At 68.6% G+C, this 23,266-nt stretch carries 20 protein-coding genes and 1 riboswitch; of the genes, 3 read left to right on the forward strand and 17 right to left on the reverse strand.

Translation table 11 applies throughout. From position 1 onward, the window contains the following. Positions 1-89 precede the first annotated feature (89 nt). Complete coding sequence (metX, locus tag IWX65_RS12635) at positions 90-1,229, reverse strand: homoserine O-acetyltransferase MetX (protein ID WP_196883338.1); 1,140 nt, start codon at positions 1,227-1,229, stop codon at positions 90-92. A gap of 8 nt (positions 1,230-1,237) precedes the next feature. Beyond that, positions 1,238-2,554 carry a bifunctional o-acetylhomoserine/o-acetylserine sulfhydrylase gene (locus IWX65_RS12640; protein WP_196883339.1) on the reverse strand — a complete coding sequence of 439 codons (1,317 nt, stop codon included), beginning with the start codon at positions 2,552-2,554 and terminating at the stop codon, positions 1,238-1,240. Between the two features lie 61 nt (positions 2,555-2,615). Beyond that, positions 2,616-2,731, reverse strand: a riboswitch (SAM riboswitch). A 119-nt stretch (positions 2,732-2,850) separates the two neighbouring features. Here IWX65_RS12640 and IWX65_RS12645 point away from each other — a divergent pair. Then, entirely contained in the window at positions 2,851-3,492 is a 642-nt protein-coding gene (locus IWX65_RS12645) for a VOC family protein (protein ID WP_196883340.1), read from the forward strand. Positions 3,493-3,580: 88 nt separating this feature from the next. Here IWX65_RS12645 and IWX65_RS12650 read toward each other — a convergent pair whose 3' ends face one another. The 7 genes from IWX65_RS12650 to IWX65_RS12680 all read right to left on the reverse strand — a co-directional run bounded on the left by IWX65_RS12650 (position 3,581) and on the right by IWX65_RS12680 (position 11,217). Continuing rightward, positions 3,581-3,868 (reverse strand): DUF1540 domain-containing protein, encoded by a 288-nt coding sequence (locus IWX65_RS12650; protein ID WP_196883341.1) that lies wholly within the window; start codon positions 3,866-3,868, stop codon positions 3,581-3,583. 115 nt (positions 3,869-3,983) lie between these two features. Continuing rightward, positions 3,984-4,814 (reverse strand): CPBP family intramembrane glutamic endopeptidase, encoded by an 831-nt coding sequence (locus tag IWX65_RS12655; RefSeq protein WP_196883342.1) that lies wholly within the window; start codon positions 4,812-4,814, stop codon positions 3,984-3,986. A gap of 4 nt (positions 4,815-4,818) precedes the next feature. Beyond that, positions 4,819-6,081 (reverse strand): amidohydrolase family protein, encoded by a 1,263-nt coding sequence (locus IWX65_RS12660; RefSeq protein ID WP_196883343.1) that lies wholly within the window; start codon positions 6,079-6,081, stop codon positions 4,819-4,821. After that, entirely contained in the window at positions 6,081-7,550 is a 1,470-nt protein-coding gene (locus IWX65_RS12665) for a formimidoylglutamate deiminase (protein WP_196883344.1), read from the reverse strand. The genes IWX65_RS12660 and IWX65_RS12665 overlap by 1 nt, the downstream gene beginning before the upstream one ends. Next, entirely contained in the window at positions 7,547-8,755 is a 1,209-nt protein-coding gene (locus IWX65_RS12670; RefSeq protein ID WP_196883346.1) for an allantoate amidohydrolase, read from the reverse strand. The genes IWX65_RS12665 and IWX65_RS12670 overlap by 4 nt, the downstream gene beginning before the upstream one ends. 42 nt (positions 8,756-8,797) lie before the next feature. Next, entirely contained in the window at positions 8,798-10,474 is a 1,677-nt protein-coding gene (gene hutU / locus IWX65_RS12675; RefSeq protein WP_196883347.1) for a urocanate hydratase, read from the reverse strand. Further along, positions 10,471-11,217: an IclR family transcriptional regulator gene (locus IWX65_RS12680; protein WP_196883348.1), complete on the reverse strand. Its 747-nt coding sequence runs from the start codon at positions 11,215-11,217 to the stop codon at positions 10,471-10,473. The genes hutU and IWX65_RS12680 overlap by 4 nt, the downstream gene beginning before the upstream one ends. Before the next feature lie 93 nt (positions 11,218-11,310). Between IWX65_RS12680 and hutH the strand changes: the two genes are divergently transcribed. Both hutH and IWX65_RS12690 read left to right on the forward strand, forming a co-directional pair. Beyond that, a complete protein-coding gene (hutH, locus tag IWX65_RS12685; protein ID WP_196883349.1) occupies positions 11,311-12,885 on the forward strand; it encodes a histidine ammonia-lyase in 1,575 nt (524 codons plus the stop codon). Positions 12,886-12,961: 76 nt separating this feature from the next. Beyond that, a complete protein-coding gene (locus tag IWX65_RS12690) occupies positions 12,962-13,795 on the forward strand; it encodes a siderophore-interacting protein (RefSeq protein ID WP_196883350.1) in 834 nt (277 codons plus the stop codon). A 33-nt stretch (positions 13,796-13,828) separates the two neighbouring features. Here the strand turns inward: IWX65_RS12690 and IWX65_RS12695 are convergent, their stop codons facing one another. The 8 genes from IWX65_RS12695 to gatA all read right to left on the reverse strand — a co-directional run bounded on the left by IWX65_RS12695 (position 13,829) and on the right by gatA (position 23,264). Next, positions 13,829-15,022 (reverse strand): cation:proton antiporter, encoded by a 1,194-nt coding sequence (locus IWX65_RS12695; protein WP_196883351.1) that lies wholly within the window; start codon positions 15,020-15,022, stop codon positions 13,829-13,831. 6 nt (positions 15,023-15,028) lie between these two features. Next, positions 15,029-15,511, reverse strand: coding sequence for a cation:proton antiporter regulatory subunit (locus IWX65_RS12700; protein WP_196883353.1), 483 nt, complete (start codon positions 15,509-15,511; stop codon positions 15,029-15,031). Positions 15,512-15,649: 138 nt separating this feature from the next. Continuing rightward, positions 15,650-16,762 (reverse strand): NAD(P)/FAD-dependent oxidoreductase, encoded by a 1,113-nt coding sequence (locus IWX65_RS12705; protein WP_196883355.1) that lies wholly within the window; start codon positions 16,760-16,762, stop codon positions 15,650-15,652. Positions 16,763-16,797: 35 nt separating this feature from the next. After that, the gene (locus IWX65_RS12710; protein ID WP_196883357.1) at positions 16,798-18,006 is read right to left on the reverse strand and encodes a glycine C-acetyltransferase; all 1,209 of its coding nucleotides are present in this window, start codon (positions 18,004-18,006) and stop codon (positions 16,798-16,800) included. Between the two features lie 49 nt (positions 18,007-18,055). After that, positions 18,056-19,099 carry an L-threonine 3-dehydrogenase gene (gene tdh, locus IWX65_RS12715; protein ID WP_196883437.1) on the reverse strand — a complete coding sequence of 348 codons (1,044 nt, stop codon included), beginning with the start codon at positions 19,097-19,099 and terminating at the stop codon, positions 18,056-18,058. 179 nt (positions 19,100-19,278) lie between these two features. Next, positions 19,279-20,178, reverse strand: coding sequence for an aminoglycoside phosphotransferase family protein (locus IWX65_RS12720; RefSeq protein WP_196883359.1), 900 nt, complete (start codon positions 20,176-20,178; stop codon positions 19,279-19,281). Positions 20,179-20,243: 65 nt separating this feature from the next. After that, positions 20,244-21,758 (reverse strand): Asp-tRNA(Asn)/Glu-tRNA(Gln) amidotransferase subunit GatB, encoded by a 1,515-nt coding sequence (gatB, locus tag IWX65_RS12725; RefSeq protein ID WP_196883361.1) that lies wholly within the window; start codon positions 21,756-21,758, stop codon positions 20,244-20,246. Then, a complete protein-coding gene (gene gatA, locus IWX65_RS12730; protein ID WP_196883363.1) occupies positions 21,759-23,264 on the reverse strand; it encodes an Asp-tRNA(Asn)/Glu-tRNA(Gln) amidotransferase subunit GatA in 1,506 nt (501 codons plus the stop codon). Between the last annotated feature and the right edge of the window lie 2 nt (positions 23,265-23,266).

The following is a 23,266-nucleotide window of genomic DNA, read 5'->3' on the forward strand; positions in this document are numbered from 1 at the left end:
CTACGACAAATACGCCACCACATTCCTTGGCGGAGTGCTACTCACCGCAGTAGTCACATTCCACCGAGTACACAATTAACAGACACGACCTAGTCGGTGAAGAACGCCTCCGTCAGCTCCCGGTCCAGCTGATGGATCTGTGTCAGGAATGCGTCGTGCCCGATCGGGGACCGGATCATGTGCACCGGCACGTGTCCCGGAAGTGCTTCCGCCAGGACTGCCGACTGCCCGGGGAAATACAGGCGGTCGGTGTCCACCGCTGCGATGAAGAACCGTGCCGTGGCTCCGCTCAGCGCCTGTGCAAGGCTTCCACGGTCCCGCGCGGCATCGTGGCTCATGAGCGCCTCGGTGAGGATCACGTAGCTGTTGGCGTCGAAGCGGTGGACCAGCTTCTCCGCCTGGTGGTCGAGGTAGCTTTCCACCTGGTAGCGCCCGCGCTCCGCGGGGAGCACGCCGCCGAACGGCTGCTCCACGTCCTGGGCGGCCCTCCCGAAACGGTCACCGAGCTCCGCCTCGGACCGATAGGTGATATGGGCGATCCGCCGTGCGAGGCCCAGTCCGGCAACGGGAAGGTCCGCCCCGTAGTAGTCGCCTCCCGCGTACGCCGGATCGAGGCGGATCGCCTGGAGCTGCGCCTGGGCGAACGCGATCTGCTCGGCTGAGCTTGCTGCGGTGCAGGCGATGACTGCGCACCGTTCCACCCGGTCCGGGTACATCAGTGCCCATTCCAGGGCGCGCGCCCCGCCCATCGATCCTCCCAGGACCGAATGCCAGCGCGGGATCCCCAACCGGTCCATCAGCAGCGCCTCGGTGCGGACCGAATCCCGGATGGTGATGAAGGGGAACCGCGATCCCCACGGCGATCCCTGGGAGTCGAGGCTCGCTGGTCCCGTGGAGCCGTAGCAACCGCCGAGCATGTTGATGGACACGACGAAGTACCTGTCCGTGTCCACGGTGCGACCGGGGCCCACCAGTGAATCCCACCACCCGTCCTCCTCGGACGCCCCACGGGCGACATGGGAACTGCCGGTCAGCGCATGATGCACCAGCACCGCATTCGTTGCATCCTCGTTGAGGGTGCCCCATGTCTCGAAGGCCAACTGCACGTCGGGGAGTTCACCGCCGGCGTCGAGCACTACCGGACCCAGGAACGCAGTTCGAAGCAGGCCGTCGCTCCCCGGACCTGTTCGGGGCAGGCGGGACGACGGCGCAGGGAAATAGGTGGTCACCGGTTTGCCTACGCCCCCTTCGCCGCTCGAAAGCCTGCATCCAGGTCGGCGAGGATGTCCTGGAGGTTCTCGAGTCCCACCGACAGCCGCACGAGGCCGGGACGCACCCCGGCCGTCAGTTGCGCCTCCGCCCCCAGCTGGCTGTGGGTGGTCGACGCCGGGTGGATCACGAGCGAACGGACATCACCGACGTTCGCCACATGGGAGTGGAGCTCGAGACCATCGACGAACCGTTTGCCGGCCTCGATCCCCCCTTCGATGTCGAACGACACGATGGCACCGGTGCCGCGCGGTCCGTAGGTGCGGCCACGTTCGTACCAGGGGCTCGAGGGCAGCCCCGCGTAGGCGACCGATTCGACGTCGTCGTGCTGTTCAAGCCATTCAGCCACGGCCCGGGCGTTCTCGACGTGCCGCTCCATCCGCAGGCTGAGGGTCTCGATGCCCTGGGCGATCAGGAAGGCATTGAAGGGTGACACCGAGGAACCGAGGTCCCGCAACAGCTGGACGCGTGCCTTGAGGATGTAGGCGAGGTTGGCGCCGAGAGCGCTGCCGACCCCGAGGTCCCTGGCGTAGACCAGTCCGTGGTAGCTCTCGTCGGGCGTGTTGAAGCCGGGAAACTTCTCCGGATTCCTTGCGAAGTCGAACCTTCCGGAATCGACGATCACCCCCGCGATGGCGTTCCCGTGGCCGCCGAGGTACTTGGTGGCGGAGTGGACCACGATGTCGGCGCCCCACTCGATGGGGCGGATGAGGTAGGGCGTGGACAGCGTGTTGTCGACGATCAGGGGGATGCCGTGCTCGTGCGCAACGGCGCTGATGCCCTCGATGTCGAGGACGTCCTGGCGGGGATTCGAGACGACTTCACCGAAGAACAGTTTGGTGTTGGGGCGCACCGCCGCACGCCATTGCTCGAGGTTGTCCGGGTCCTCCACGAAGGTGCAGTCGATGCCGAACTTCTTCAGCGTGTGCCGGAAGAGGTTGAACGTGCCGCCGTAAAGGCTGGGACTCGCGACGATATGGTCTCCCACCTCCGCGACGTTCAGCACCGCGAACGTCTCAGCTGCCTGTCCCGACGCCAGCAGCAGGGCGCCGGCACCGCCCTCGAGGCTCGCGATGCGAATCTCGACGGCTTCCTGCGTCGGATTGCCGATCCGCGTATAGATCGGGGCAAGTTCAGTCAGCGCGAAACGGTCGGCAGCGCTCTGCGCGCTGGGGAAGACGAACGAGGATGTCTGGTAGATCGGCAGCGCACGCGCCCCCGTGGCGGAGTCGGGTGTCTGCCCGGCGTGGATCTGCCGTGTTTCGAATGACCAATCGTTGGACATGGTGTCCCCTCTCGATGGGGGCCCATCCGCCGTCGCCGGGGATGACCGGCCAGGGCTTGTCGGCCCGCGCTTGCGCAGCACCCGTGTGGGCTCCGCCTGGTCTTCACCCGGGGCACCCCACCGCGGTTGGAGGGTTGCCGGCCAGCGAGCCGGGGCTTTCCGCTGGCACTCATGACCTGCAGTCAATGAAAGCCCAAACCGGCGTTGCAGGCAACTCTGGGAGGCCCGAAATGACGCCCCGTGAAGTAAGGGCGGCCTAAGTCGAGACGCCCATCACAAAGTGCCAAAATGTAGCCATGCGCCTGGATCACGTCTCTTACGCCTGCGAACCCGATGGACTGGCTGCCACTGCCGAGCGGATTGCAACCGCCCTCGGCATGGAACCCGTGAAGGGCGGTGTGCACCCCCGCTTCGGCACACGGAACATGATTTTTCCCCTGGTCAACGGGCAGTACCTGGAAGTTGTCGAGGTACTTTCGCACCCCGCATCCGACAAGGCACCCTTCGGGCAAGCCGTGCGTGCGCGCTCCGAAGCCGGTGGAGGCTGGATGGGCTGGTGCGTCGCGGTCGAGAACCTCGAACCCTTCGAGGAGCGCCTCGGCCGCAGCGCGGTTCCCGGCAACCGGAAATTCCCGGATGGTCAGGAACTCTCGTGGCAGCAGATCGGCATCAAGGGACTGATCGCCGATCCGCAGGTCCCCTACCTCCTGCGGTGGGATGACGGGCTCGAAGCCCTGCATCCGTCACAGGCCCGCCCCGCCACGGTGAAACTCGACTGCCTCACGATCGCCGGATCCTCCGAGCGCGTCACCGAATGGCTCGGCACGCAGGTCGAGGAAACGCTCGACGGCGTCGACGTCCGCTGGGTGGCGCCCAACGGAACCCCCGGAATCATGTCGGTGACGTTCGAGACCGCGAACGGCCGCGTGGAGATCTAGCGCTACCGCCGCTCAAGATTTTCGCGCAGGGAGCAGGAGCCGGACTGGCACCAGTCGGGCTCCTGCTCTCTCTGGCCGACATGCCGCCCTAGGCGTGTGTATAGGTGAGGCAGTCGGCGTCCTCAGCACCGGGGCCGACCTTGACGGCGGATGCCGTACACATGAGGTCGTGGTTGTAGTTGCACTCCGCCCGCTGGCAGGCTCCCACCTGTGCGAGCATCTTCGGCAGACCACCACTGATCGAGGTGTCGATGAACGTGGCGCACGACGCGTGGTCGGTGCTCCCGGAGACGGTGATGGCGATGGCCGTACAGCCGTCGTGGTTGAACGAACAATTACCGACGCTGCATTCTGAGACGTTCGTGATGACTGTCATTGTTCCTCCTCGGCGGCCTGTGGATGAGCCGCGACTCCTTCAAATTAGCACCGAACTCGGCGGTAATTTAGTCACATTTTCGTGGCCCAAAGGAGTCGGGAGAACCCGGCCGCTCTCAGCCGCCGATGCCGATCGCCGGACCGATCAGCGCAAACCCGACGAACCCGGTGATGTCGATTGCTGCGTGGGCAATGACGAGTGGCATCACCCTGCGCCGTTTCGCGTAGAGGTAACCGAACAACAGCCCCATCAGAACGTTACCGATGAACGGCCCGAAGCCCTGGTACAGGTGATAGCTTCCCCGGATCAGTGCGCTGGTGACGATGATGACCGGCACCGACCACCGGAGCTCGCCGAACCGCTCGAACAGGTACCCCACCACGATGACCTCCTCGAGCACCGCGTGGCGGAGGGCCGAAAGAACCAGGACGGGCACGGTCCACCAGTACGCGTCGAGGGCAGCCGGGATGATCGCCGTCGTCAGTCCCAGTGCACGGCCGCCGGCGTAGACGCCCAGCGTGCCGACCCCGATGACGGCGGCGAGCCCCAGGCCCAGCCCGAAGTCGGTGCCGGGTTTCGCGAAGGTGAAACCAAGACGGCGGAACGCGGAGACGCCGGGTCCGCTCAGCAGGAACAGCACGAGCGCCACCGGTACGAGTGCGAAGAAGATGCTGAGCAGCTGATACGTGAGGTCGAAGTACTGACGGTCGTTGAGGACTGGGTTGAGGGTGGTGGTCTGACCGGACAGCGGGCCCCGGGTCAGTTTCTCCAGCAGGTTCACCGCCGCGTACACCCCGGACTGGCCGAGGGACAGGCCGAGCACGACGAGGATCTCGGCCTTGATGCGCCGCGCCGGCTGCGGAGATCCGCCGTCCTCCGCGGTGCTGGGAATGTCGCTGGGAATGTCGCTGGGGACGTCTCGGGGGGCGGGGAGCGGCGCGGGCATGCGGCTATCCTTCCAGTGGTTCCTGCGGATTCCCAACGGCCAGCCGGCGCACCGCCTGCCGGTCGACCCGGCGGCCGGCCATCCAGACTGCGCCGGAGAGCGGCATCCCCGGCCGGTAGGCAAGATGCGTGGCCGACGGCGAGTCGAGGAGCTGGACATCCGCGCGGTGCCCGACGGCGACCGAACCGACCGCGCGGGCGCCGTCGAGGTCCTGTCCGGACTCACGGCGGAGGGCTAACGCTCCCCCGTAGGTGGCTGCCCGCACCGCCTCATCGACGCTGAGCCCCATCTGGAGGACGGCGGTGGTGACGCAGAACGCCATGGAACTGGTGTAGGACGTGCCCGGATTACAGTTGCTGGCGAGCGCCACCGGCACCCCGGCGTCGAGCAGTGCCCGTGCCGGGGCGAGCGGCTGGCGGGTCGAGAGGTCGCATGCCGGCAGGCAGGTGGCGACGGTTCCCCGGCGGGTCCCGGATGCCGGTTCCCAGGCAGCCCAGGACCCGGCGAGCGCGTCGATGTCCGTGGGGACCAGGTGGTTCACGTGGTCCACGCTTGCCGCTCCGAACTCCACAGCGAGCGCTACGCCTTGCCCGGGGCCGAGCTGGTTGCCGTGGACCCTCAAACCCAGACCGGCATCCCGGCAGGCGGCGAGCACCGCACGGCTCTGCTCGGGAGTGAAGGCGCCCCGCTCGCAGAACACGTCGGCCCACCCGACGAAGGGTCGGACGGCGTCGAGCATGGGCCCGCAGACGAGCGCGGTGTAGTCGTCCGGGTCGACGCCGTGCGGAACGAGGTGCGCTCCGAGGAAAGTCACCTCGTCCACGACGGATGCGGCGATCCGTGCGCTGCGGGCCTCGTGCTCCACATCGAGGCCGTACCCGGTCTTCGTCTCCAGGTACGTTGTTCCGCCTGCGTGCGCCTCGGCAACCCGTCCGAGCAGCAACCGGGTGAGCTCGTAGTCGGTGGCCTCCCGGGTGGCGCCGGCGGTGACCGCGATCCCACCCGCCGTGTAGTCGGCTCCCGCCATCCGCGCTTCGAACTCAGCGGTGCGGTCGCCCGCGAAGACCAGGTGGGTATGGCTGTCCACCCATCCCGGCAGGGCGGCCCGGCCACCGGCGTCGTGCAGGAGATCCGCGGCCGGCGCCTTCGCCGCCTGCCCCACCCAACTGATGCGCTCGCCCTCGAGAACGACGGCGGCGGAGCGCAGGACGCGGTGTTCGGCGTCCTGGGTCATCAGTTCGCCGATGTTGGTGATGAGCAGTGACATCAGGAACGCTCCGCGGGGGGATACCGCCGGCCCGGCCCATTGCCGGGATCCGGGGTTCCGGCTGCGGTGGCGGTGGCATCGAAGGTGGCGGCGGCGGCATCGAGGCCGGCGGCTGCGGCGTCGAGGCCGGCGATGGCTGCACGGAGGGAATCGGCCGGGTTCCCGAGGGTCTCGTGGACCCCGTTCCGGGCCAACAGCTTCCCTCCGACGACGACGGCGGTCACGTCCTGGGCGGTGGCGGAAAAGGCGAGCTGCTCCCGGCGTGAGCCGGCCGTTCGGGTACTCAGCGGATCGACGGCCATGAGGTCGCAGACGGAGCCCTTCTCGATAGCGACGGCAGGCCTGCCCTGGGAGGAGGCCCCGCCCTCCGCTGCGATCGAGTGCAACGCCCCGGGGGAGAAGAAACCCCGGTGGCCGCTTCCCAGCCGTTCGCCGTATTCGAGCGCCCGCATCTCGAGCCAGGGGTCGATCACCGCATGCTGGTCCGTCCCGAGCGCGAGTACACAACCAGCGGCAACCAGCTCGCGCGCCGGTCCGATCCCGTCGGCGAGGTCCGCCTCCGTGGTGGGGCAGAGGACAGCCACCACCCGTGCGTTGCCGAGCAGGCGGATGTCCTCCGGCGTCAGGTGCGTCGCATGGACCACCGAGAGCCGTTCGGTCAGGAGGCCGTGGCGGGCCAGGAGCCCGGTGGGAGTGAGACCCGTCGCTTTCCTGCAGTCCTCGTTCTCGGCGGGTTGCTCGGAGAGGTGGATGTGCAGTGGAAGGTCGGCGGGCAGTTCGCGGGCGATGACGGCCAGTGCCTCGTCCGGCACCGCCCGCACTGAATGAATTGCAGCGCCGACGCTGACCTGGTCCGGATCGAACGTGGAGGCGACGGTGCGCCGCAGATCGGCGAGGCGCGCCAGCCAGGCCGAGGCGTCGTCGTCGGTGAAGCGGTGCTGGCCGGGGCCGGGCGGCTGTCCGAAACCCCCTGTGAGATAGCAGGTGTCCAGCAGGGTGAGCCGTATTCCCGCAAGGACGGCGGCCCTGCCCAGCGCGAGTTCCATGGCATGGCGATCCCCCTCATAGGGCGTGCCGTCCGGCTGGTGGTGGACGTCATGGAACTCGGCGACACTCGACCAGCCTGTCGTCACCATCTCGGCGTAGACGGCGGTGGCAAGCTCCTCGTAGCCGGCCGGCGTCAGTGCGCCCGCCGCGCGGTACATCTCCTCGCGCCACGACCAGAAGCTGCCGAGGCCGCCGTCGTGCGTGCGCCCCCGCAGAGCCCGGTGGAAGGCATGCGAGTGGGCGTTGGCAGCTGCAGGGAAGACGACGCCGCCGAGCAGTAGGTCACCGGGTTCCGCCGCGCTTCCCTGCTGTACAGAGGCGATCCTGCCGGAGCCGTCCACCCCGATGCGGACCGAATCCCGAACGCCTTCGGTGCCGAGCCAGGCGTACTCGCACCAGACGGTGACACCTGCAGGCGTCACAGGAGATCCTCCAGGACGTCGGCCAGGGCGGTTGCTCCCGCATCCGCGTCGTCGCGTTCCACGAACTCCTCCGGCGAGTGGCTGATGCCGGTGGGGTTCCGGATGAAGAGCATCGCCGTGGGCAGTACACCCGCCAGCACACCGGCGTCGTGCCCGGCACCGGTGGGCAGGATCGGCGCACCCTTCAGGGAATTACGGAGCGTGCGCTGAAGGGCAGGATCGAAGGAGATGGTGCCGCTCTGCGACTCCATCGTGAGGCTCACCGAACAGCCCTCGAAAGCCGCAGCCTTCTGGGCCTGACCGTGGATCCTCTCGACAAGGGCGGCGGTGACGGCGTCGTCCGCGTGACGAACATCGAGCCACAGGTCCACCCGCGAGGCGATCACGTTCGTGCCTCCCGGCACGGGCTGGAGCCTGCCCACCGTGGCGCGCGCGCCGTCCTCGGCCCGTGCGGCATTCCGGATGGCGAGCACGATCTGCGCGGCGGCGATCATCGGGTCCGCCCGGTCCGCCATGAGGGTGGTGCCGGCATGGTTGCCCTGCCCCGACACCGACAGCCGCCAGCGGCCGTGGCCGAGGATCGTCGATCCGACGGCGACGGCGGAATCGGAGTGGATCAGTCCGCGGCCCTGCTCCACGTGGAGCTCGACGAAATCGCCGATGGTCCGCAGGGTGTCGTCATCCCGGCCGAGGTGCGCCGGATCGATGCCCGCTGCACGGGAGGCCTCGGCGAAGGTGAGGCCGTCGGCGTCCGTCAGGTTGCGGGCGGCGTCGGCATCGATGGCACCGGTGAGGAGGCGCGAGCCGAGGCAGGGCACACCGAACCGTGAGCCCTCCTCCTCGGGAAAGACGGCGACGGCGAGGGCACGATCCGGCCGGATGCCACGCGCACGGAGGATGTCGACGGCGGCGAAGGCGGACGCGACGCCGAGCGGCCCGTCGTATGCTCCTCCCCCGAAAACGGAGTCGACGTGGCTCCCCGTGACCAGGGATCCCCTGCGTCCACCCTTGCCTGCGTCCCACCAGCCCCACAGGATTCCGTTGCGGTCCGTCTCGAAGGCCAGCCCCCGGCGTCCTGCCTCCTCCTCGAACCAGGTCCGCAGGGTCAGCTCGGCGCTGGTATACACCCCGCGGGAGTATCCGCCGCGGGTGGTATCACGCCCGACGTCGGCGATGGAGTCAAGCAGTGCTGAGACGGAATCCATGGATGCCTTTCGATGGTTGGACGGGAACACCGGGCGGGATCGTCACTGCTGCATCGGAATCCGGACACCGCGCTCCGCTGCGACATCGACAGCGCGCGGGTAGCCCGCGTCGACATGGCGGATGACGCCCATGCCGGGATCATTGGTCAGCAGCCTCTCGAGCTTCTGCGCCGCCAGGTCGGTGCCGTCAGCCACGGATACCTGACCCGCATGGATGGACCGGCCGATTCCGACGCCCCCACCGTGGTGGATGGAAACCCAGGTGGCACCCGAGGACGTATTCAACAGCGCATTGAGCAACGGCCAGTCCGCGACGGCGTCAGAGCCGTCCGCCATGGCCTCGGTTTCGCGGTAGGGCGAGGCCACCGATCCGGAGTCCAGGTGGTCGCGGCCGATGACGATCGGCGCCGACACTCTGCCCTCCGCGACGAGCCGGTTGAACAGAAGCCCCGCCTTCGCCCGGTCACCGTAGCCGAGCCAGCAGATCCGTGCGGGAAGCCCCTCGAATTCCACGTGCTCGGCAGCGGCGTCGAGCCAGCGGTGCAGATGTGCGTTGTCGGGGAACAGGTCCTTCAGGGCGGCGTCGGTGACGGCGATATCGGCAGGATCCCCGGACAGTGCCACCCACCGGAACGGGCCCAGCCCCTCACAGAACAGCGGGCGGATGTAGGCGGGGACGAAGCCCGGGAAGTCGAACGCCCGCGCGTAGCCGCCCTGGCGGGCCTCATCCCGGATGGAGTTCCCGTAGTCGAACACCTCGGCTCCCGCGTCCCGGAAGCCCACCATCGCCTCGACGTGCAGGGCCATCGAGGCCTGCGCCTTGCGGGTGAAGTCCTCCGGATCGGCTCTGGCCGCGCGGTCCCACTCGTCCAGGCCGATGTCGGCGGGCAGGTAGCTCAGCGGATCGTGCGCCGACGTCTGGTCGGTCACGATGTCGGCGTCGAGTCCCCGGCGGAGCAGTTCGGGGAGGACGACAGCCGCGTTACCCACGACTCCCACGGACAGTGCACGCTTTTCGTCCCGTGCCGCCAGCACCTGCGCCACGGCGTCGTCGAGGGATCCGGCGACGACGTCGAGGTACCGCTTGGCCACGCGGCGGCGCAGGCGGGCTCCGTCGACGTCGATGATCAGCACCGCACCCCCGTTGAGGGTCACGGCCAGGGGCTGCGCGCCGCCCATGCCGCCGCAACCCGCGGTGACGGTGAGGGTTCCGGCGAGGGTTCCACCGAACCGCTTCTCGGCGATCGCGGCGAAGGTCTCGAACGTGCCCTGGAGGATGCCCTGCGTCCCGATGTAGATCCATGATCCGGCCGTCATCTGGCCGTACATCATCAGGCCTTCGGCTTCGAGACGGCGGAACTCGGGCCAGGTGGCCCAGTCCCCCACGAGGTTGGAATTCGCGATCAGGACCCGCGGCGCCCAGGGGTTCGTGCGGAAGATCCCCACGGGTTTCCCCGACTGGATGAGGAGCGTCTCGTCGTCGTCGAGGGATTCCAGCGAACGCACGATGGCGTCGTAGGCCTCCCAGCTCCGGGCCGCGCGCCCCGTCCCGCCGTACACGACGAGGTCCTCGGGCCGCTCTGCGACCTCCGGGTCCAGGTTGTTCATGAGCATCCGCAGGGGCGCCTCCGTCTGCCAGCTCCTGGCGCGGAGTGTGGTGCCCCGCGCCGCCCGGATGGAACGCGACGGATCGGAGGTGGTGGGGATGGGAGCGCTCATACTGGTCTTCCTATGCTTCGTTGGAGGGGAACGGCAATCTCGGGTGGAGCGGCGGGGTCGGGGCCGGTCAGGTCCACGGGACCGGTGGCGGCGGTGGGAATGGTCGACGCACGGAGCAGGCCGGCGGCTTCGCGGGCCACGAGCGCGCCGACTTCCCGTGCCTCGGCCTCGCTGATGCGATAGCTCGGGACCACGACGCTGAGTGCGGCGACAATGCGTCCGCCGGGTGACACCGGGGCCGCGATCGCGGTGACGTCCGCTTCGACGCCGTTACGAACCACCACGAAGTTCTCCGGAGGTGCAGCCTGCGTCAGGACAGCTCCCACGGCCGTTCCCGTGAGCGGAATGCTGCGGCCCACCCAGCTGGCGTGGCGCACCGAGTGCGTCCCCTCGCGCATGGCGAGGTAGACGCTTGCGCCGTCGGAGGAGGGAACGCTGAGGTAGGCCGACTCCCCCGTGAGGCCCACGAGCCGCTCGAGGGATTCCTCCGCCAGCGAGACGAGGGATTCCGAGCTGAGGGCCAGCGCGCCGAGCTGGACCACGCGCAGCCCGGGGCGGAAGCTTCCGGCGGGGTCCCGGCGCACGAAGCCCGTCGCTTCCAGCGTGCGCAGCAGCCGCAGGGCGGTCGAGGCGGAAAGCCCGGCCTTCCGGGAGGCATCCGCCAGGGTGAGCGAACCGCCGTCGCACACAGCACCCAGCAGCACCAGTGCGCGTTCGACCGTACGGGTTGATGATTCGGCCACGCTACCCCTCCCCTTGCGTTGGAACACCTTTTGTATTTCACTTATTGAAACCGTATTTTCAGCCAATGGCAAGAGCAGACATTGAGGCACTCCATGACCTTTCCCCCGATTCCCCTGGGCACCGGACCCGTCAGCCCCGAGCAGGTGGTGGCCATCGCGCGCCACGGACACCGGGTCGAGCTCACTACCGATGCCCTCGAGGCGATGGCATCGTCCCGCCGAATCATCGACGCCCTGGTCGACGACCCCACCCCGCACTACGGCGTCTCCACCGGATTCGGCGCGTTGGCGACGAAATCCATCCCGCTCGACCAGCGCACCCAGCTGCAGCGGAGCCTGATCCGCAGCCACGCGGCATCCTCCGGCGCCGACGTCGACCGCGAAGTGGTGCGCGGCCTCATGCTCGGCCGGCTCTCCACGCTGGCCACCGGTCGCACCGGGGTCCGGCCCGTGGTCGCCGAGACGTATGCCGCAATGCTGAACGCGGGCATCACGCCGGTCATCGGCGAGTACGGCTCACTCGGCTGTTCCGGCGACCTCGCACCACTCTCCCACGTAGCGCTGGCACTGATGGGCGAGGGCTCCGTCCGAACCAGCGACGGTGAGCTCGTACCCGCCGCCGAGGCGCTGGAGCGGGCAGGTATCTCCCCCGTCGAACTGCGTGAGAAGGAGGGGCTTGCGCTCATCAACGGCACGGACGGAATGCTCGGCATGCTGGTCCTCGCCTCGGCCGACCTGCACCTGCTCCTGAAAACGGCGGACCTTGCAGCGGCCATGAGCGTGGAGGGGCTGCTCGGCACCGACGCCGTCTTCGCCGCCGACCTGCACGCGCTGCGCCCACACCCCGGACAGCAGGACTCGGCGGCGAATATTCGATTCCTCCTGCAGGACTCGCCGCTCATCGCTCAGGAACTGACGTCGGAGACCGGCCGCCACCGCTTCACGCGCGTCCAGGATGCGTATTCCCTCCGCTGTGCGCCGCAGGTGCACGGAGCCGCACGGGCCACCCTCGCACATGCGCGCAGCGTTGCAGACATCGAGCTCGGTTCGGCGATCGACAACCCGGTGGTCACCGTGGACGGCCGCATCGAATCCAACGGCAATTTCCATGGCGCCCCCGTGGGGTACGTCCTCGACTTCCTCGCCATCGCCGTGGCGGACGTCGCCTCGATGAGCGAACGGCGCACCGACCGCTTCCTCGACAAGGCACGGAACCACGGCCTCAACGCCTTTCTCGCCTCCGATCCGGGTGTGGACTCCGGCCACATGATCGCGCAGTACACGCAGGCCGGTATCGTCTCGGAACTCAAGCGCCTCGCCAATCCCGCCTCGGTTGACTCCATTCCCTCCTCGGCGATGCAGGAGGACCACGTCTCCATGGGCTGGGCGGCGGGGCTGAAGCTGCGGCGTGCCCTCGACGGCCTCACACGTGTCCTCGCCATCGAGATCCTCACGGCGGCGCGGGCCCTGGACATGCGTGACGGTGGGCTGGCCGCGTCCCGCAGTTCGGCCGCCATCCATGCGGCGCGGACCGGAGTGCGGGAAGTCGTCGAGGGGCCCGGCACCGACCGCTATCTGGCACCGGAGATCGAGGCGGCACGTGTCCTGGTGCACGACGGCACCCTGATCTCAGCCGTCGAGAAAGCGCTGGGAGTGCCACTCTGCTGAGTCTTGCTAGGGTGGCTGGGGCGTTGACCGGCCGATAGGACACCGTATTTCCTCGTGAAATGAGCTACGTATCCCCATGACCACCCCCTCTCCCCCGAAGCCCCGGCCGCAGGCCGTCCTGACCGTCCAGGAGACCTCCTGGCTCTCACCGCACCTGGTGCGGGTGGTGGCGGGCGGGCCGGGGTTCTCCGAGTTGAAGGACAACGACGCCGCCGACAAGTACGCCAAGCTGCTCTTCGCCCGCCCGGAACTCGGGCTCATCCCGCCCTATGACCTTGAGGCGCTGGCCGCGGAACGCGTCCCCGACGAGGTGCCGGTCAAGCGCACGTACACCATCCGCTGGATGGACCGTGACGCGCAGCGCCTGGCCATCGACTTCGTGGTGCACGGCGACGAGGGCGTCGCCGGTCCCTGGGCGGCGCAGGCACGCCCGGGCGACCCCCTGGTCCTGATGGGGCCCTCGGGCAAGTGGTCCCCCGACCCGACGGCCGACTGGCACCTCTTCGCAGGCGACGATTCAGCGCTTCCGGCCATCGGCGCGGGACTCGAGGCGCTCGACGCCACGGCCCGGGGTCTGGCCTTCATCGAGGTGGACACCGACGCCGACGTCCTGGACTTTGCCAAGCCGGAGGGCGTCCAGGTCATCTGGCTGCTGCGGGACGGGGCCGTCCCCGGGACCACGCGGCTCCTACCGGACGCCGTCGCGGCAGCGACGTGGCCGGCCGGTCGCGTGGACGCCTTCGTCCACGGCGAAAGGGGTGCGATGAAGGCACTGCGCGAGGTCCTGTTCACGCAACGCGGACTGGAACGCGGACAGGTCTCGCTGTCCGGCTACTGGGCCTACGGCCGGGCGGAGGACCGGTTCCAGGCCGAGAAGCGCGAGCCGATCGGGAAGATCCTCGAGGACTGAGTGCCGCTTCCGATGGAGTGATTCACGAGAAGGTTACGGTACGGGCACTGCGCGGGGATCCTCCCGCGGCCTGCGGGCAAGCAGCTCCATCGCCGGCTCGGCGAGCCGGGCCATCACCGGCCCCAACACGGCCATGAGCAGCACGTACGTGGTGGCGAGGGCTGCGAGCTCCCCGTCGACCGCCCCTGAGGCGACCGCCAGCCCTGCAATGACGATGGAGAACTCGCCCCGCGCCACCAGAGCAGTTCCTGCACGTGCCCGGCCCAGCCGCCCGATGCCCTGGCGGGACGCCGCCCACCACCCGGTGCCGATCTTCGTCGCGGAGGTGACGAGCGCGAGGACCAGCGCGACGCCCAGCACTGGTGGGATAGACGCCGGATCCGTGTTCAGCCCGAACACCACGAAGAAGATGGCCGCGAAAAGATCCCGCAGCGGTTCCAGCACTCGCGCGGCATTCTCCGCCGTCGCCCCCGAGATAGCGATGCCGAGCAGGAACGCGCCGACCGCGGCCGAGACCTGCAGCGCCGAGGCGAGCCCCGCAACCAGGAGCGCAGCGCCGATCAGCGTGAGCAGGAAGACCTCGCGGTCCTTGCTGTCGACGACGGCGGACACCACATTGCCCCACCGCAGGGCAACCACGAGGACGAGCGTGACGACAAGGAGCGAGACGCCGACGGTACCGAGGCCGCCAGCAAAACTCAGGCCCGCGAGCACAGCGGTGAGGATGGGCAGGTAGACCGCCATGGCGAGGTCCTCGAAGACGAGGATCGCCAGCACGGTGGGCGTCTCGCGGTTACCAAGGCGCCCGAGGTCACTCATGACCTTCGCCGCGATGCCCGACGACGAGATGTAGGTGACGCCGCCCATGGCGAGAGCCCCTACCGGCCCCCACCCGAGGATGAAGCCAACCAGGACGCCGGGCGAGAAGTTGAGTACGAAGTCGACGATGCCGGCCATCCAGGACTGCCGGAGACCGGTGACGAGCTCCTTCGCCGAGTACTCGAGGCCGAGCATCAGAAGCAGGAGCACCACGCCGATCTCACTTGCCACCTCGCTGAAGTTCACCACGCCCTCGAGCTCGAGCAAGCCGCCGGAACCGAAGAAGAGACCGCCGATCAGGTACAGGGGAATGGGCGAGAGCCCGATAAGGCCTGCGAGCCGACCGAGGATTCCGAGGAACAGGAGGACGCCGCCGAGCTCGATGAGGGTCAGAGCGGTGGTGTGCACGCCCGGCTAGCCGTGCTGCAGAATGTCTGCCGCGGCGTCGAGGCCCTCCGAGGTACCCACCACCACCAGCAGGTCACCGGCGGCGAGCTGGAAATCAGGCCCCGGGGACGCCTGCACCTGCCCTGAACGCAGCACGGCCACGAGGGAAGCACCCGACCGCGAGCGCATGCGGGTCGCGCCCAGGGAACGCCCGTCGAAGGGTGACCCGGGAGTGATCAGGAACTGCCGGGTACTGACACCCGGCAGGTCCCGGTGTTCGTCCCTCAGTTGTCCGACGAGTTGCGGCGAACCGAAGAGGTTGCCGATCGCAGCTGCTTCGTCCGTGGTGAGGCGGATGGAGGCGACGCACGCGTCGGGGTCGCTCGCCTTGGAGATGATGAGGTCGAGATCGCCGTCGCGCTGGGCGACGATACCCACCCTGCGGCCGGAATTGGTGATGATCTCGCGCCGCACCCCGATGCCCGGCAGGCGTGTTTCAATGACGTTCATGCCTCAATCCTAGGCCTGCCGTGGGGTCCCTCCTGCGGATCCGTCCGCACGGCCGCTGCTGTTCGCTGTGGGCGTCGCCGGGACGCCCACGGATGCCGTCGGTCTTTACGACCGCGATCCGAAATCTCCGGCCCTACTTCACAAAGCCTCCCGCGCCGCGTCCCCGGAACCTTCCGGGGCGGAGCGTGGTTTGAGCAGGCAGGCCGGCCCCGCGGGCTCCGCCCTCGCGTCCGTGAGCAACGCCGTGGCGAGTTCGGCGATGCCCGACGACGTCTGGAACCCGTAGCCGCCCTGTCCCGCCAGCCAGAAGAAACCGGGAAGCACCGGGTCGAACCCGACGACCGGCAGGCCGGCAGCAGTCTCGGTCCTCAGTCCGGTCCAGGACCTCGACGTCGAGGTGATACCGAACGTCGTGACCGTATTGAGCCGCTCGATGAGCGCCTCGATATCGCCGGGAATCGGCTGCGCGTCCTCGGCGGTGCCGGGAACACTCTCGCACGGCGAGATCAGGAGTCCCGAGCCGTCGGCGCGGAAGTAGAAGGAATCGTCCGCCGCTGCCACCATCGGCATGCCGGGATCGGGTGCCCGATCAACTGGAACGATCGCCGCGGTGCGCCGGAACGGGACGAGCCCCTGAGGGGCTACTCCGCACAGGCCGGCGAGGGTGTCCGCCCAGGCACCGGCCGCATTCACCACGACGTCGGCCCGGATGGTCCTGCCGCCCGCGCGGACGCACCAGGCGCCGTCGTCGTACCGGGCGTCCGTCACCCGGGACCGCGGTATCACCATCGCCCCGGCGTCCTCGGCGGTGCGCCGGTGGTATTCGAGCAGCAGGTCGGTGTTCATCCCCACGCAGGTGGTGTCGATCCCGGCCGCCTCGAAGGAATCCGGCTGCAACTGCGGGCACAGCTCGAGCGCCTCCGCGTGGCTGATCGGGTGCATCGAGCCGCTGGCCTTTCCGGCGACGTCGTGCTCCGTGCCGACGAGCAGAAAGGAGCGCGGGGTGGTCAGGGCCAGCCCGGTGTCAGCCTGCAGGTTCGCCAAGATTCCGAGCGTCCGGCGCGTGAGCTCCTGCACCGCGGGCGGTCCGTAGCTCGGAATGAGCTGCCGGGCCGAGCGCGATGACGTGTGGTAGCCGAGGGTCGGCTCGGCCTCGACCAGCACGATGCTCCGGTGCGGCGCGAGTTCCGAGGCAAGGGACAGCCCTGCTATCCCACCACCCACTATCAGTACGTCGCACTCGATGCTCATGCCGTCATCCTAGGCGCCGGGACACTGATCCCCTGCTATGGCAACTGCGTTCGGGCGACTTCTGCCCGGGCTGCGACAAACGCTCTCACGCAGGCCTCGATGTCTTCTCCCGTGTGGGCCGCGGAGAGCTGGACCCGGATGCGTGCAGCGCCCCGGGGAACCACCGGGAAGCTGAAAGCCGTCACGAAGACGCCGTGTTCCAGCAGGGCGTCGGCGGTCCTGCCCGCGAGGACGGCGTCGCCGAACATCACGGGGATGATGGCGTGCTCGCCCTCCAGCAGTTCGAAGCCCTCCTCGGTCATGCGGCGGCGGAAGGAGGCGGCATTGGCGGTCAGGGCGGCCCGGAGGTCCGCACTGTCCTGCACCAGGTCGAGGGCCTTCAGCGTCGCTGCGACGATCGACGGCGCCAGCGAGTTCGAGAAGAGGTAGGGACGGGCGCGCTGGCGCAGCATCGCGACGATCTCGCGGCGTGCGGCCACATAACCGCCGGAGGCTCCGCCCAGGGCCTTCCCGAACGTTCCGGTGAAGATGTCGACACGGCGCCCCACCCCCGCGTGCTCGGGGGTGCCTGCCCCGGTGGCACCCATGAACCCGACGGCGTGGCTGTCGTCGACCATCACCATTGCGTCGTACTTCTCGGCGAGGTCACAGATGGCCTCCAGTGGCGCGAGGTAACCGTCCATGGAGAAGACACCGTCGGTGACCACCAGGCGCCTCCGTGCCGAGGATGCCTCCTGCAGTCGGGCCTCGAGTTCGGCCATGTCCCGGTTGGCGTAGCGGAACCGCTGTGCCTTGCTGAGCCGGATGCCGTCGATGATGGAGGCGTGATTCAGGGCATCCGAGATGACAGCGTCCTCGGCGCCGAGCAGCGATTCGAAGACCCCTCCGTTGGCGTCGAAGCAGGAGGAGAACAGGATGGTGTCCTCCGTTCCGAGGAACTGCGAGACACGGCGCTCCAGTTCGACGTGCAGGTCCTGGGTACCGCAGATGAACCGCACGGAGGCCATGCCGAAACCGCGTTCGTCGAGGGCGTCCTTCGCCGCCGCGATGATGTCGGGATGGTCAGCCAGGCCGAGGTAGTTGTTGGCGCAGAAGTTGAGCACACTCGCGGATCCGCCGTCGGGCGTTCCGGCCAGGATCCGGCTTGACTGCGGGGAGGAAATGCGGCGCTCGTACTTGAACAGGCCCGCTTCGCGGATCTCTTCGAGTTCGCCTGCGAGCTGGTTCTGAACGGACGAGTACATGGTGCTCCTTCGATGTGCCGGAAATCCAGGAAAGATAGAAACAGGAAACTTAGAAAGCAGTCCAGTCGAGGACTACTTTGCCGCTCTTGCCGTCGCGCGCGGTGGTGAAGCCGCGCTGCCATTCGGCGGCGGGTAGACAGTCCGTGACCACGCTGGCCACGGCGCTTCGCAGCCCCGCATTCGATTGCAGCATGGCACTCATGGCGTACCAGGTCTCGAACATCTCGCGACCGTAGATGCCCTTGAGGGTGAGCATGTGCGTGACCACCTTGCCCCAGTCGATCGAGATGGGACCCGACGGCAGGCCGAGCATGGCGATCCGCCCGCCGTGGTTCATGTTGTCGATCATCTCGGGCAGGGCAGTCGCATGGCCGGACATCTCGAGGCCGATGTCGAAGCCCTCCTTCATGCCGAGTTCGTGCTGTGCATCCCGGATACGGGTCCGGCTGACGTCGACGGCGATGTCGGCACCCACGGCGCGTGCCAGTTCGAGGCGTGGAGCGGACACATCGGTGATCGCGATCTTCCGCGCGCCTGCATGGCGGGCGACGGCGATGGCCATCAGGCCGATCGGCCCGGCCCCCGTGATCAGGACGTCCTCGCCGACGAGAGGGAAGCTGAGGGCCGTGTGGACGGCGTTGCCGAACGGATCGAAGATGGCGCCGAGTTCGGGAGTGATCCCGGCCTGGTGTACCCAGGCGTTGGTCTCCGGGATCACGACGTATTCCGCGAAGGCACCGTCCCGCTGCACGCCGACGCTCGAGGTCCTGATGCACATCTGCCGGCGGCCCGCCCGGCAGTTGCGGCAGATCCCACAGACGATGTGCCCTTCACCCGACACGCGGTCGCCCACCCGCACGTCGCGGACGCCCTCCCCCAGCTCCACCACCTCGCCGTAGAACTCGTGGCCCGGGATCAGGGGGGCGTTGATCATGCCCTGGGCCCAGGGGTCCCAGGATTCGATATGGAGGTCTGTGCCGCAGATCCCGGTGGTCATCACGCGGATCTTGACTTCGCCGAGGCCGGCGGTCGGCTCGGGCCGGTCAACCAGTTCGAAGCCGGGGTGGGCCCCGGATTTGTACAGCGCCTTCACTGACAGTCCTTTCACCGGTGCGCGCAGCGGGAGTGTGCTGCTCATGATCGGCGTTCGTCTTGGGGGCAGGATGTGCCCCCTGCCACGATATCAGCGGCGTCCTTGCGGAACGCGAAGAGCCGGCCGCGGGAAACGTCCTGTGCGGCCGGCCGTTCCGCAGCGCAATGCCGAAGAAGCCCTCAGCCCTCGAGGACACCCCAAAGGCTTGCAATGCCCAGGGCACGGAATTCGGGATTGTCATCGGAGCCGGCCGCCATGGCACTGCCCATGCTCAAGGCCCAGCCGCGGGCACGCTGCCAGGTGGCCGCATCGGTGGGCCGGGCGCCCTCCAGGAGGTCCCGAAAGACGCGGCGCCCCGCGGCGTCGAACACCAGCCACGCCGCCGCGAGATCCGTCGCCGGATCACCGGAGCACAGGTCGCCGAAGTCGACGACGCCGCGCAGGTCACCGGCGGGACCCAGCACCAGGTTCCCCGCATGGAGGTCACCGTGCAGCCAGAGGGAGCGGCCCGACCACACAGGAACGCCGGCGAGCTCGCCCCACAGAGCGAGCATCTCGCCGGCGGGCGGCGCTGCCGCAGGGAGTCCGGCATCGAGCCGCGCCCGCACCACTGCATCGCGCGCGGCCAGTGGCCCACCACGTCCCCCCGGGGAGACCGGGGCATCCCCCGGCGCCGGCTGCTGGAAAGCCAGGAGGAATTCGGCCACCTGCCGCGCGGCCCCGTTCCTCCCCGCCGGCGTAACAGTGCACCCGACCCGCCCCTCGATCCACCGGGCGATGCTCCAGGGGCACGGGTACAACGACGACGGCACGCCCACCCGCACCGGGGACGAGGTTGCCACCGGCAGGTGTCCGCCCAGTTCCGGGAGCCAGCGCTGCTCGCTGCGGATGAGGTCGGCCCCCATACTGCGGCGCGGCAACCGGACCACCAGCTCGTCCCCGAGCCGGAACAGCACATTGTCCCACCCGCTGCCCGCGAACCGGAGGCCGAGCGAGGCGAGGTCCGGATGCTGCTCCTCGAGCAGCCCGCGCACCAGGGCGGCGGTCACGGTGTAGTCAGCCGCAGGCGTGGCCGGCATGCGCATCCCCTCGTTCGAGCCGCCGGGCCCGCCGGCAGCTACCCCGCCAGGCCCGGTCAGCGAACCTAACCCTCGACGCCCAAGCGCTGCAGGATGAGTTCGCGCACCCGGCCGGCGTCGGCCTGTCCGCGGGTAGCCTTCATGACCCCGCCCACGATCGCACCGACCGCCTGCACCTTGCCTCCGCGGATCTTCTCCGCGATGTCGGGCTGCGCCGCGAGGGCGCCGTCGATCGCTTCCAGCAGGGGTCCGTCGTCGGACACGACCGCGAGGCCGCGCTTTTCCACCACCTCGGTCGGCGTGCCCTCACCGGCGAGGACGCCGTCGAGCACGTCGCGTGAGAGTTTGTCGTTGATCTTGCCGGACTCGATGAGCGAGTTCAGCTCCACGATCAGCTCGGGGGTCACCCCCAGCTCGGCGGGTTCGACGTCGGCGATCTTGGCGCGGCGCGAGATCTCGCCCATCCACCATTTGCGCGCGACGGCGGCGCTCACCCCGGCGGCGATCGTGTCCTCGACCGAGGACATCACACCGGCGTTGACGACGTCACGGAATTCGGCATCGGAGTAGCCCCAGTCGGCCTGCAGTCGCTTACGGCGCTCCGCGGGAGGTTCGGGCAGTTCGGAGCGCAGCTTCTCGATCCATGCGTCGTTCGTGACCACGGGGACGAGGTCGGGCTCAGGGAAGTAACGGTAGTCGTCGGCGTCGGACTTGGGACGGCCCGACGTCGTCGACCGCGTGTCCTCGTGCCAGTGGCGCGTCTCCTGGACGATCGGCGTGCCCGAGTCGAGGACGGCGGCGTGCCGCTGGATCTCGTACCGGACTGCGTGCTCGACGGCACGCAGCGAGTTGACGTTCTTGGTCTCGGTGCGCGTCCCGAACTTCTCCTGGCCGTACGGGCGCAGTGACACGTTGGCGTCGCAGCGCACGTTGCCGCGCTCCATCCGCGCGTCCGAGACTCCGAGGTTCTTCACGATCTCCCGGATCGCCGCGACATAGGCCTTGGCGAGCTCGGGGGCGCGGGATCCGACACCCTCGATGGGCTTCGTGACGATCTCGATGAGGGGAACACCCGCCCGGTTGTAGTCCACCAGCGAGAATTCCGCGCCCTGGATGCGGCCCGTCGAGCCGCCCATGTGGGTCAGCTTTCCCGCGTCCTCCTCCATGTGGGCGCGCTCGATCGCCACGGTGAACACCGTGCCGTCCTCGAGTTCGATGTCGATGGACCCGTCGTAGGCGATGGGATCCTCGTACTGGGAGGTCTGGAAATTCTTCGGGGTGTCCGGGTAGAAGTAGTTCTTCCGCGCGAAGTAGCACTTCTCGGCGATCTTGCAGCCGAGTGCGAGCCCGATCTTGATGGCGGACTCCACAGCTACCCGGTTCACGACCGGGAGGACACCGGGAAGGCCGAGGTCCACCGGCGTGACGTTGGTGTTCGGCACGTCACCGAACGCGTTGGGCGCCGACGAGAACATCTTCGTCCGGGTGTTCAGCTCGACGTGCACTTCGAAACCGAGCACCGGGTCGTACCTCGCCATGGCGTCCTCGAAGGAGAGGATCTCTTCTGTTCCAGCAGTCATTTACTTTCCTCCGGCAAGCGCGGGAGCCTGAGCCAGGAGGGGCCCGCCCCACATCGTTTCGAGCAGTGATTCGAGCACCGCGCCCACCCGGTACAGCCGTGCGTCCTGGCGCGCAGGCGCGAGGAGCTGGATGCCCACGGGCAGTCCGTCCTCGTCGGCAAGGCCGCCGGGAAGCGTCAGCCCGGGAATTCCGGCCAGGTTCGCGGGAATGGTGGCGACGTCGTTGAGGTACATGGCCAGCGGGTCGTCGAGTTTCTCACCCAACCGGAACGCGGTGGTGGGCGAGGTGGGCGAGATCAGGACGTCGGCCTGCTCGAACGCCGCGGTGAAGTCGCGCTGGATGAGCGTGCGCACCTTCTGCGCCGAACCGTAGTAGGCGTCGTAGTAGCCGGCACTCAGCGCATAGGTGCCGAGGATGATGCGGCGCTTGACCTCATCACCGAATCCGGCCTCCCGGGTGGCTCCCATGACGCGTTCGATGGTCGGGGTTCCCTCGGGCACCACGCGCAGGCCGAACCGCACGCCGTCGTACTTGGCGAGGTTGCTCGAAGCCTCCGACGGCATGATCAGGTAGTAGGCGCCGAGCGCGTACCGGAAGTTGGGGCAGGAAACCTCGACGATCTCGGCGCCCGCACCGCGCAGGAGCTCGAGCGATTCGGAGAAGCGCGTCAGGACGCCGGCCTGGTAGCCCTCCCCCGACAGTTCCCGGATGACGCCGATCCGCATGCCCTCGACCTGACCCAGGCGGGCGGCCTCGACGAGCGCGCCCACGGGGTCGGTGAGCGACGTCGAATCGCGCGGATCGTGTCCGCCGATCACCTCGTGCAGCAGCGCCGAGTCCAGGACTGTGCGTGAGACGGGCCCGATCTGGTCGAGCGATGACGCCATGGCGATCGCGCCGTAGCGCGAGACGCCGCCGTAGGTGGGCTTCATGCCGACGGTGCCCGTGACGGCTCCGGGCTGGCGGATCGAGCCGCCCGTGTCGGTGCCGAGGGCCAGCGGGGCCTCGAAGGCGGCGACTGCTGCCGCCGAACCGCCACCGGAACCGCCGGGGATGCGGTCGAGGTCCCAGGGATTGCGCGTGGGGCCGTAGGCGGAGTGCTCGGTCGACGAGCCCATCGCGAACTCGTCCAGGTTGGTCTTCCCGAGGATCGGCATGCGCGCCGCACGGAGCTTCTGGACCACGGTGGCGTCGTACGGGCTCTGCCAGCCCTCGAGGATCTTCGAGCCCGCGGTGGTGGGCTGGCCCTTGGTCACGATGAGGTCCTTGACCGCGATGGGGACACCCGCGAGCGGGTGCAGGACGTCGCCGTCGGCCCGGGCCTTGTCCACCTCCGCGGCAACGAGCAGCGCCTCCTCGGTATTGACGTGCAGGAAGGCATTGATGCTGCCGTCGACGGCGGCGATGCGGTCCAGGTGCGCCTGTGTCACTTCGACGGCGGATACCTCGCTGGAGCGCAGCTTGCGGGACAGCGCGTCGGCGCTGAGATGGATGAGATCCGTCATGG

Source organism: Arthrobacter sp. CAN_A214 (genome assembly GCF_015751955.1).
GTDB lineage: Bacteria > Actinomycetota > Actinomycetes > Actinomycetales > Micrococcaceae > Arthrobacter_D.

Coding starts and splice junctions, on each gene's coding strand:
- IWX65_RS12690 (WP_196883350.1), top strand. CDS start 12,962: ATGACCACCCCCTCTCCCCCGAAGCCCCGGCCGCAGGCCGTCCTGACC.
- IWX65_RS12710 (WP_196883357.1), bottom strand. CDS start 18,006: ATGTACTCGTCCGTTCAGAACCAGCTCGCAGGCGAACTCGAAGAGATC.
- IWX65_RS12705 (WP_196883355.1), bottom strand. CDS start 16,762: ATGAGCATCGAGTGCGACGTACTGATAGTGGGTGGTGGGATAGCAGGG.
- IWX65_RS12640 (WP_196883339.1), bottom strand. CDS start 2,554: ATGTCCAACGATTGGTCATTCGAAACACGGCAGATCCACGCCGGGCAG.
- gatB (WP_196883361.1), bottom strand. CDS start 21,758: ATGACTGCTGGAACAGAAGAGATCCTCTCCTTCGAGGACGCCATGGCG.
- IWX65_RS12670 (WP_196883346.1), bottom strand. CDS start 8,755: ATGGATTCCGTCTCAGCACTGCTTGACTCCATCGCCGACGTCGGGCGT.
- IWX65_RS12650 (WP_196883341.1), bottom strand. CDS start 3,868: ATGACAGTCATCACGAACGTCTCAGAATGCAGCGTCGGTAATTGTTCG.
- gatA (WP_196883363.1), bottom strand. CDS start 23,264: ATGACGGATCTCATCCATCTCAGCGCCGACGCGCTGTCCCGCAAGCTG.
- hutU (WP_196883347.1), bottom strand. CDS start 10,474: ATGAGCGCTCCCATCCCCACCACCTCCGATCCGTCGCGTTCCATCCGG.
- IWX65_RS12655 (WP_196883342.1), bottom strand. CDS start 4,814: ATGCCCGCGCCGCTCCCCGCCCCCCGAGACGTCCCCAGCGACATTCCC.
- IWX65_RS12660 (WP_196883343.1), bottom strand. CDS start 6,081: ATGTCACTGCTCATCACCAACATCGGCGAACTGATGACCCAGGACGCC.
- IWX65_RS12720 (WP_196883359.1), bottom strand. CDS start 20,178: ATGCCGGCCACGCCTGCGGCTGACTACACCGTGACCGCCGCCCTGGTG.
- hutH (WP_196883349.1), top strand. CDS start 11,311: ATGACCTTTCCCCCGATTCCCCTGGGCACCGGACCCGTCAGCCCCGAG.
- IWX65_RS12645 (WP_196883340.1), top strand. CDS start 2,851: ATGCGCCTGGATCACGTCTCTTACGCCTGCGAACCCGATGGACTGGCT.
- IWX65_RS12700 (WP_196883353.1), bottom strand. CDS start 15,511: ATGAACGTCATTGAAACACGCCTGCCGGGCATCGGGGTGCGGCGCGAG.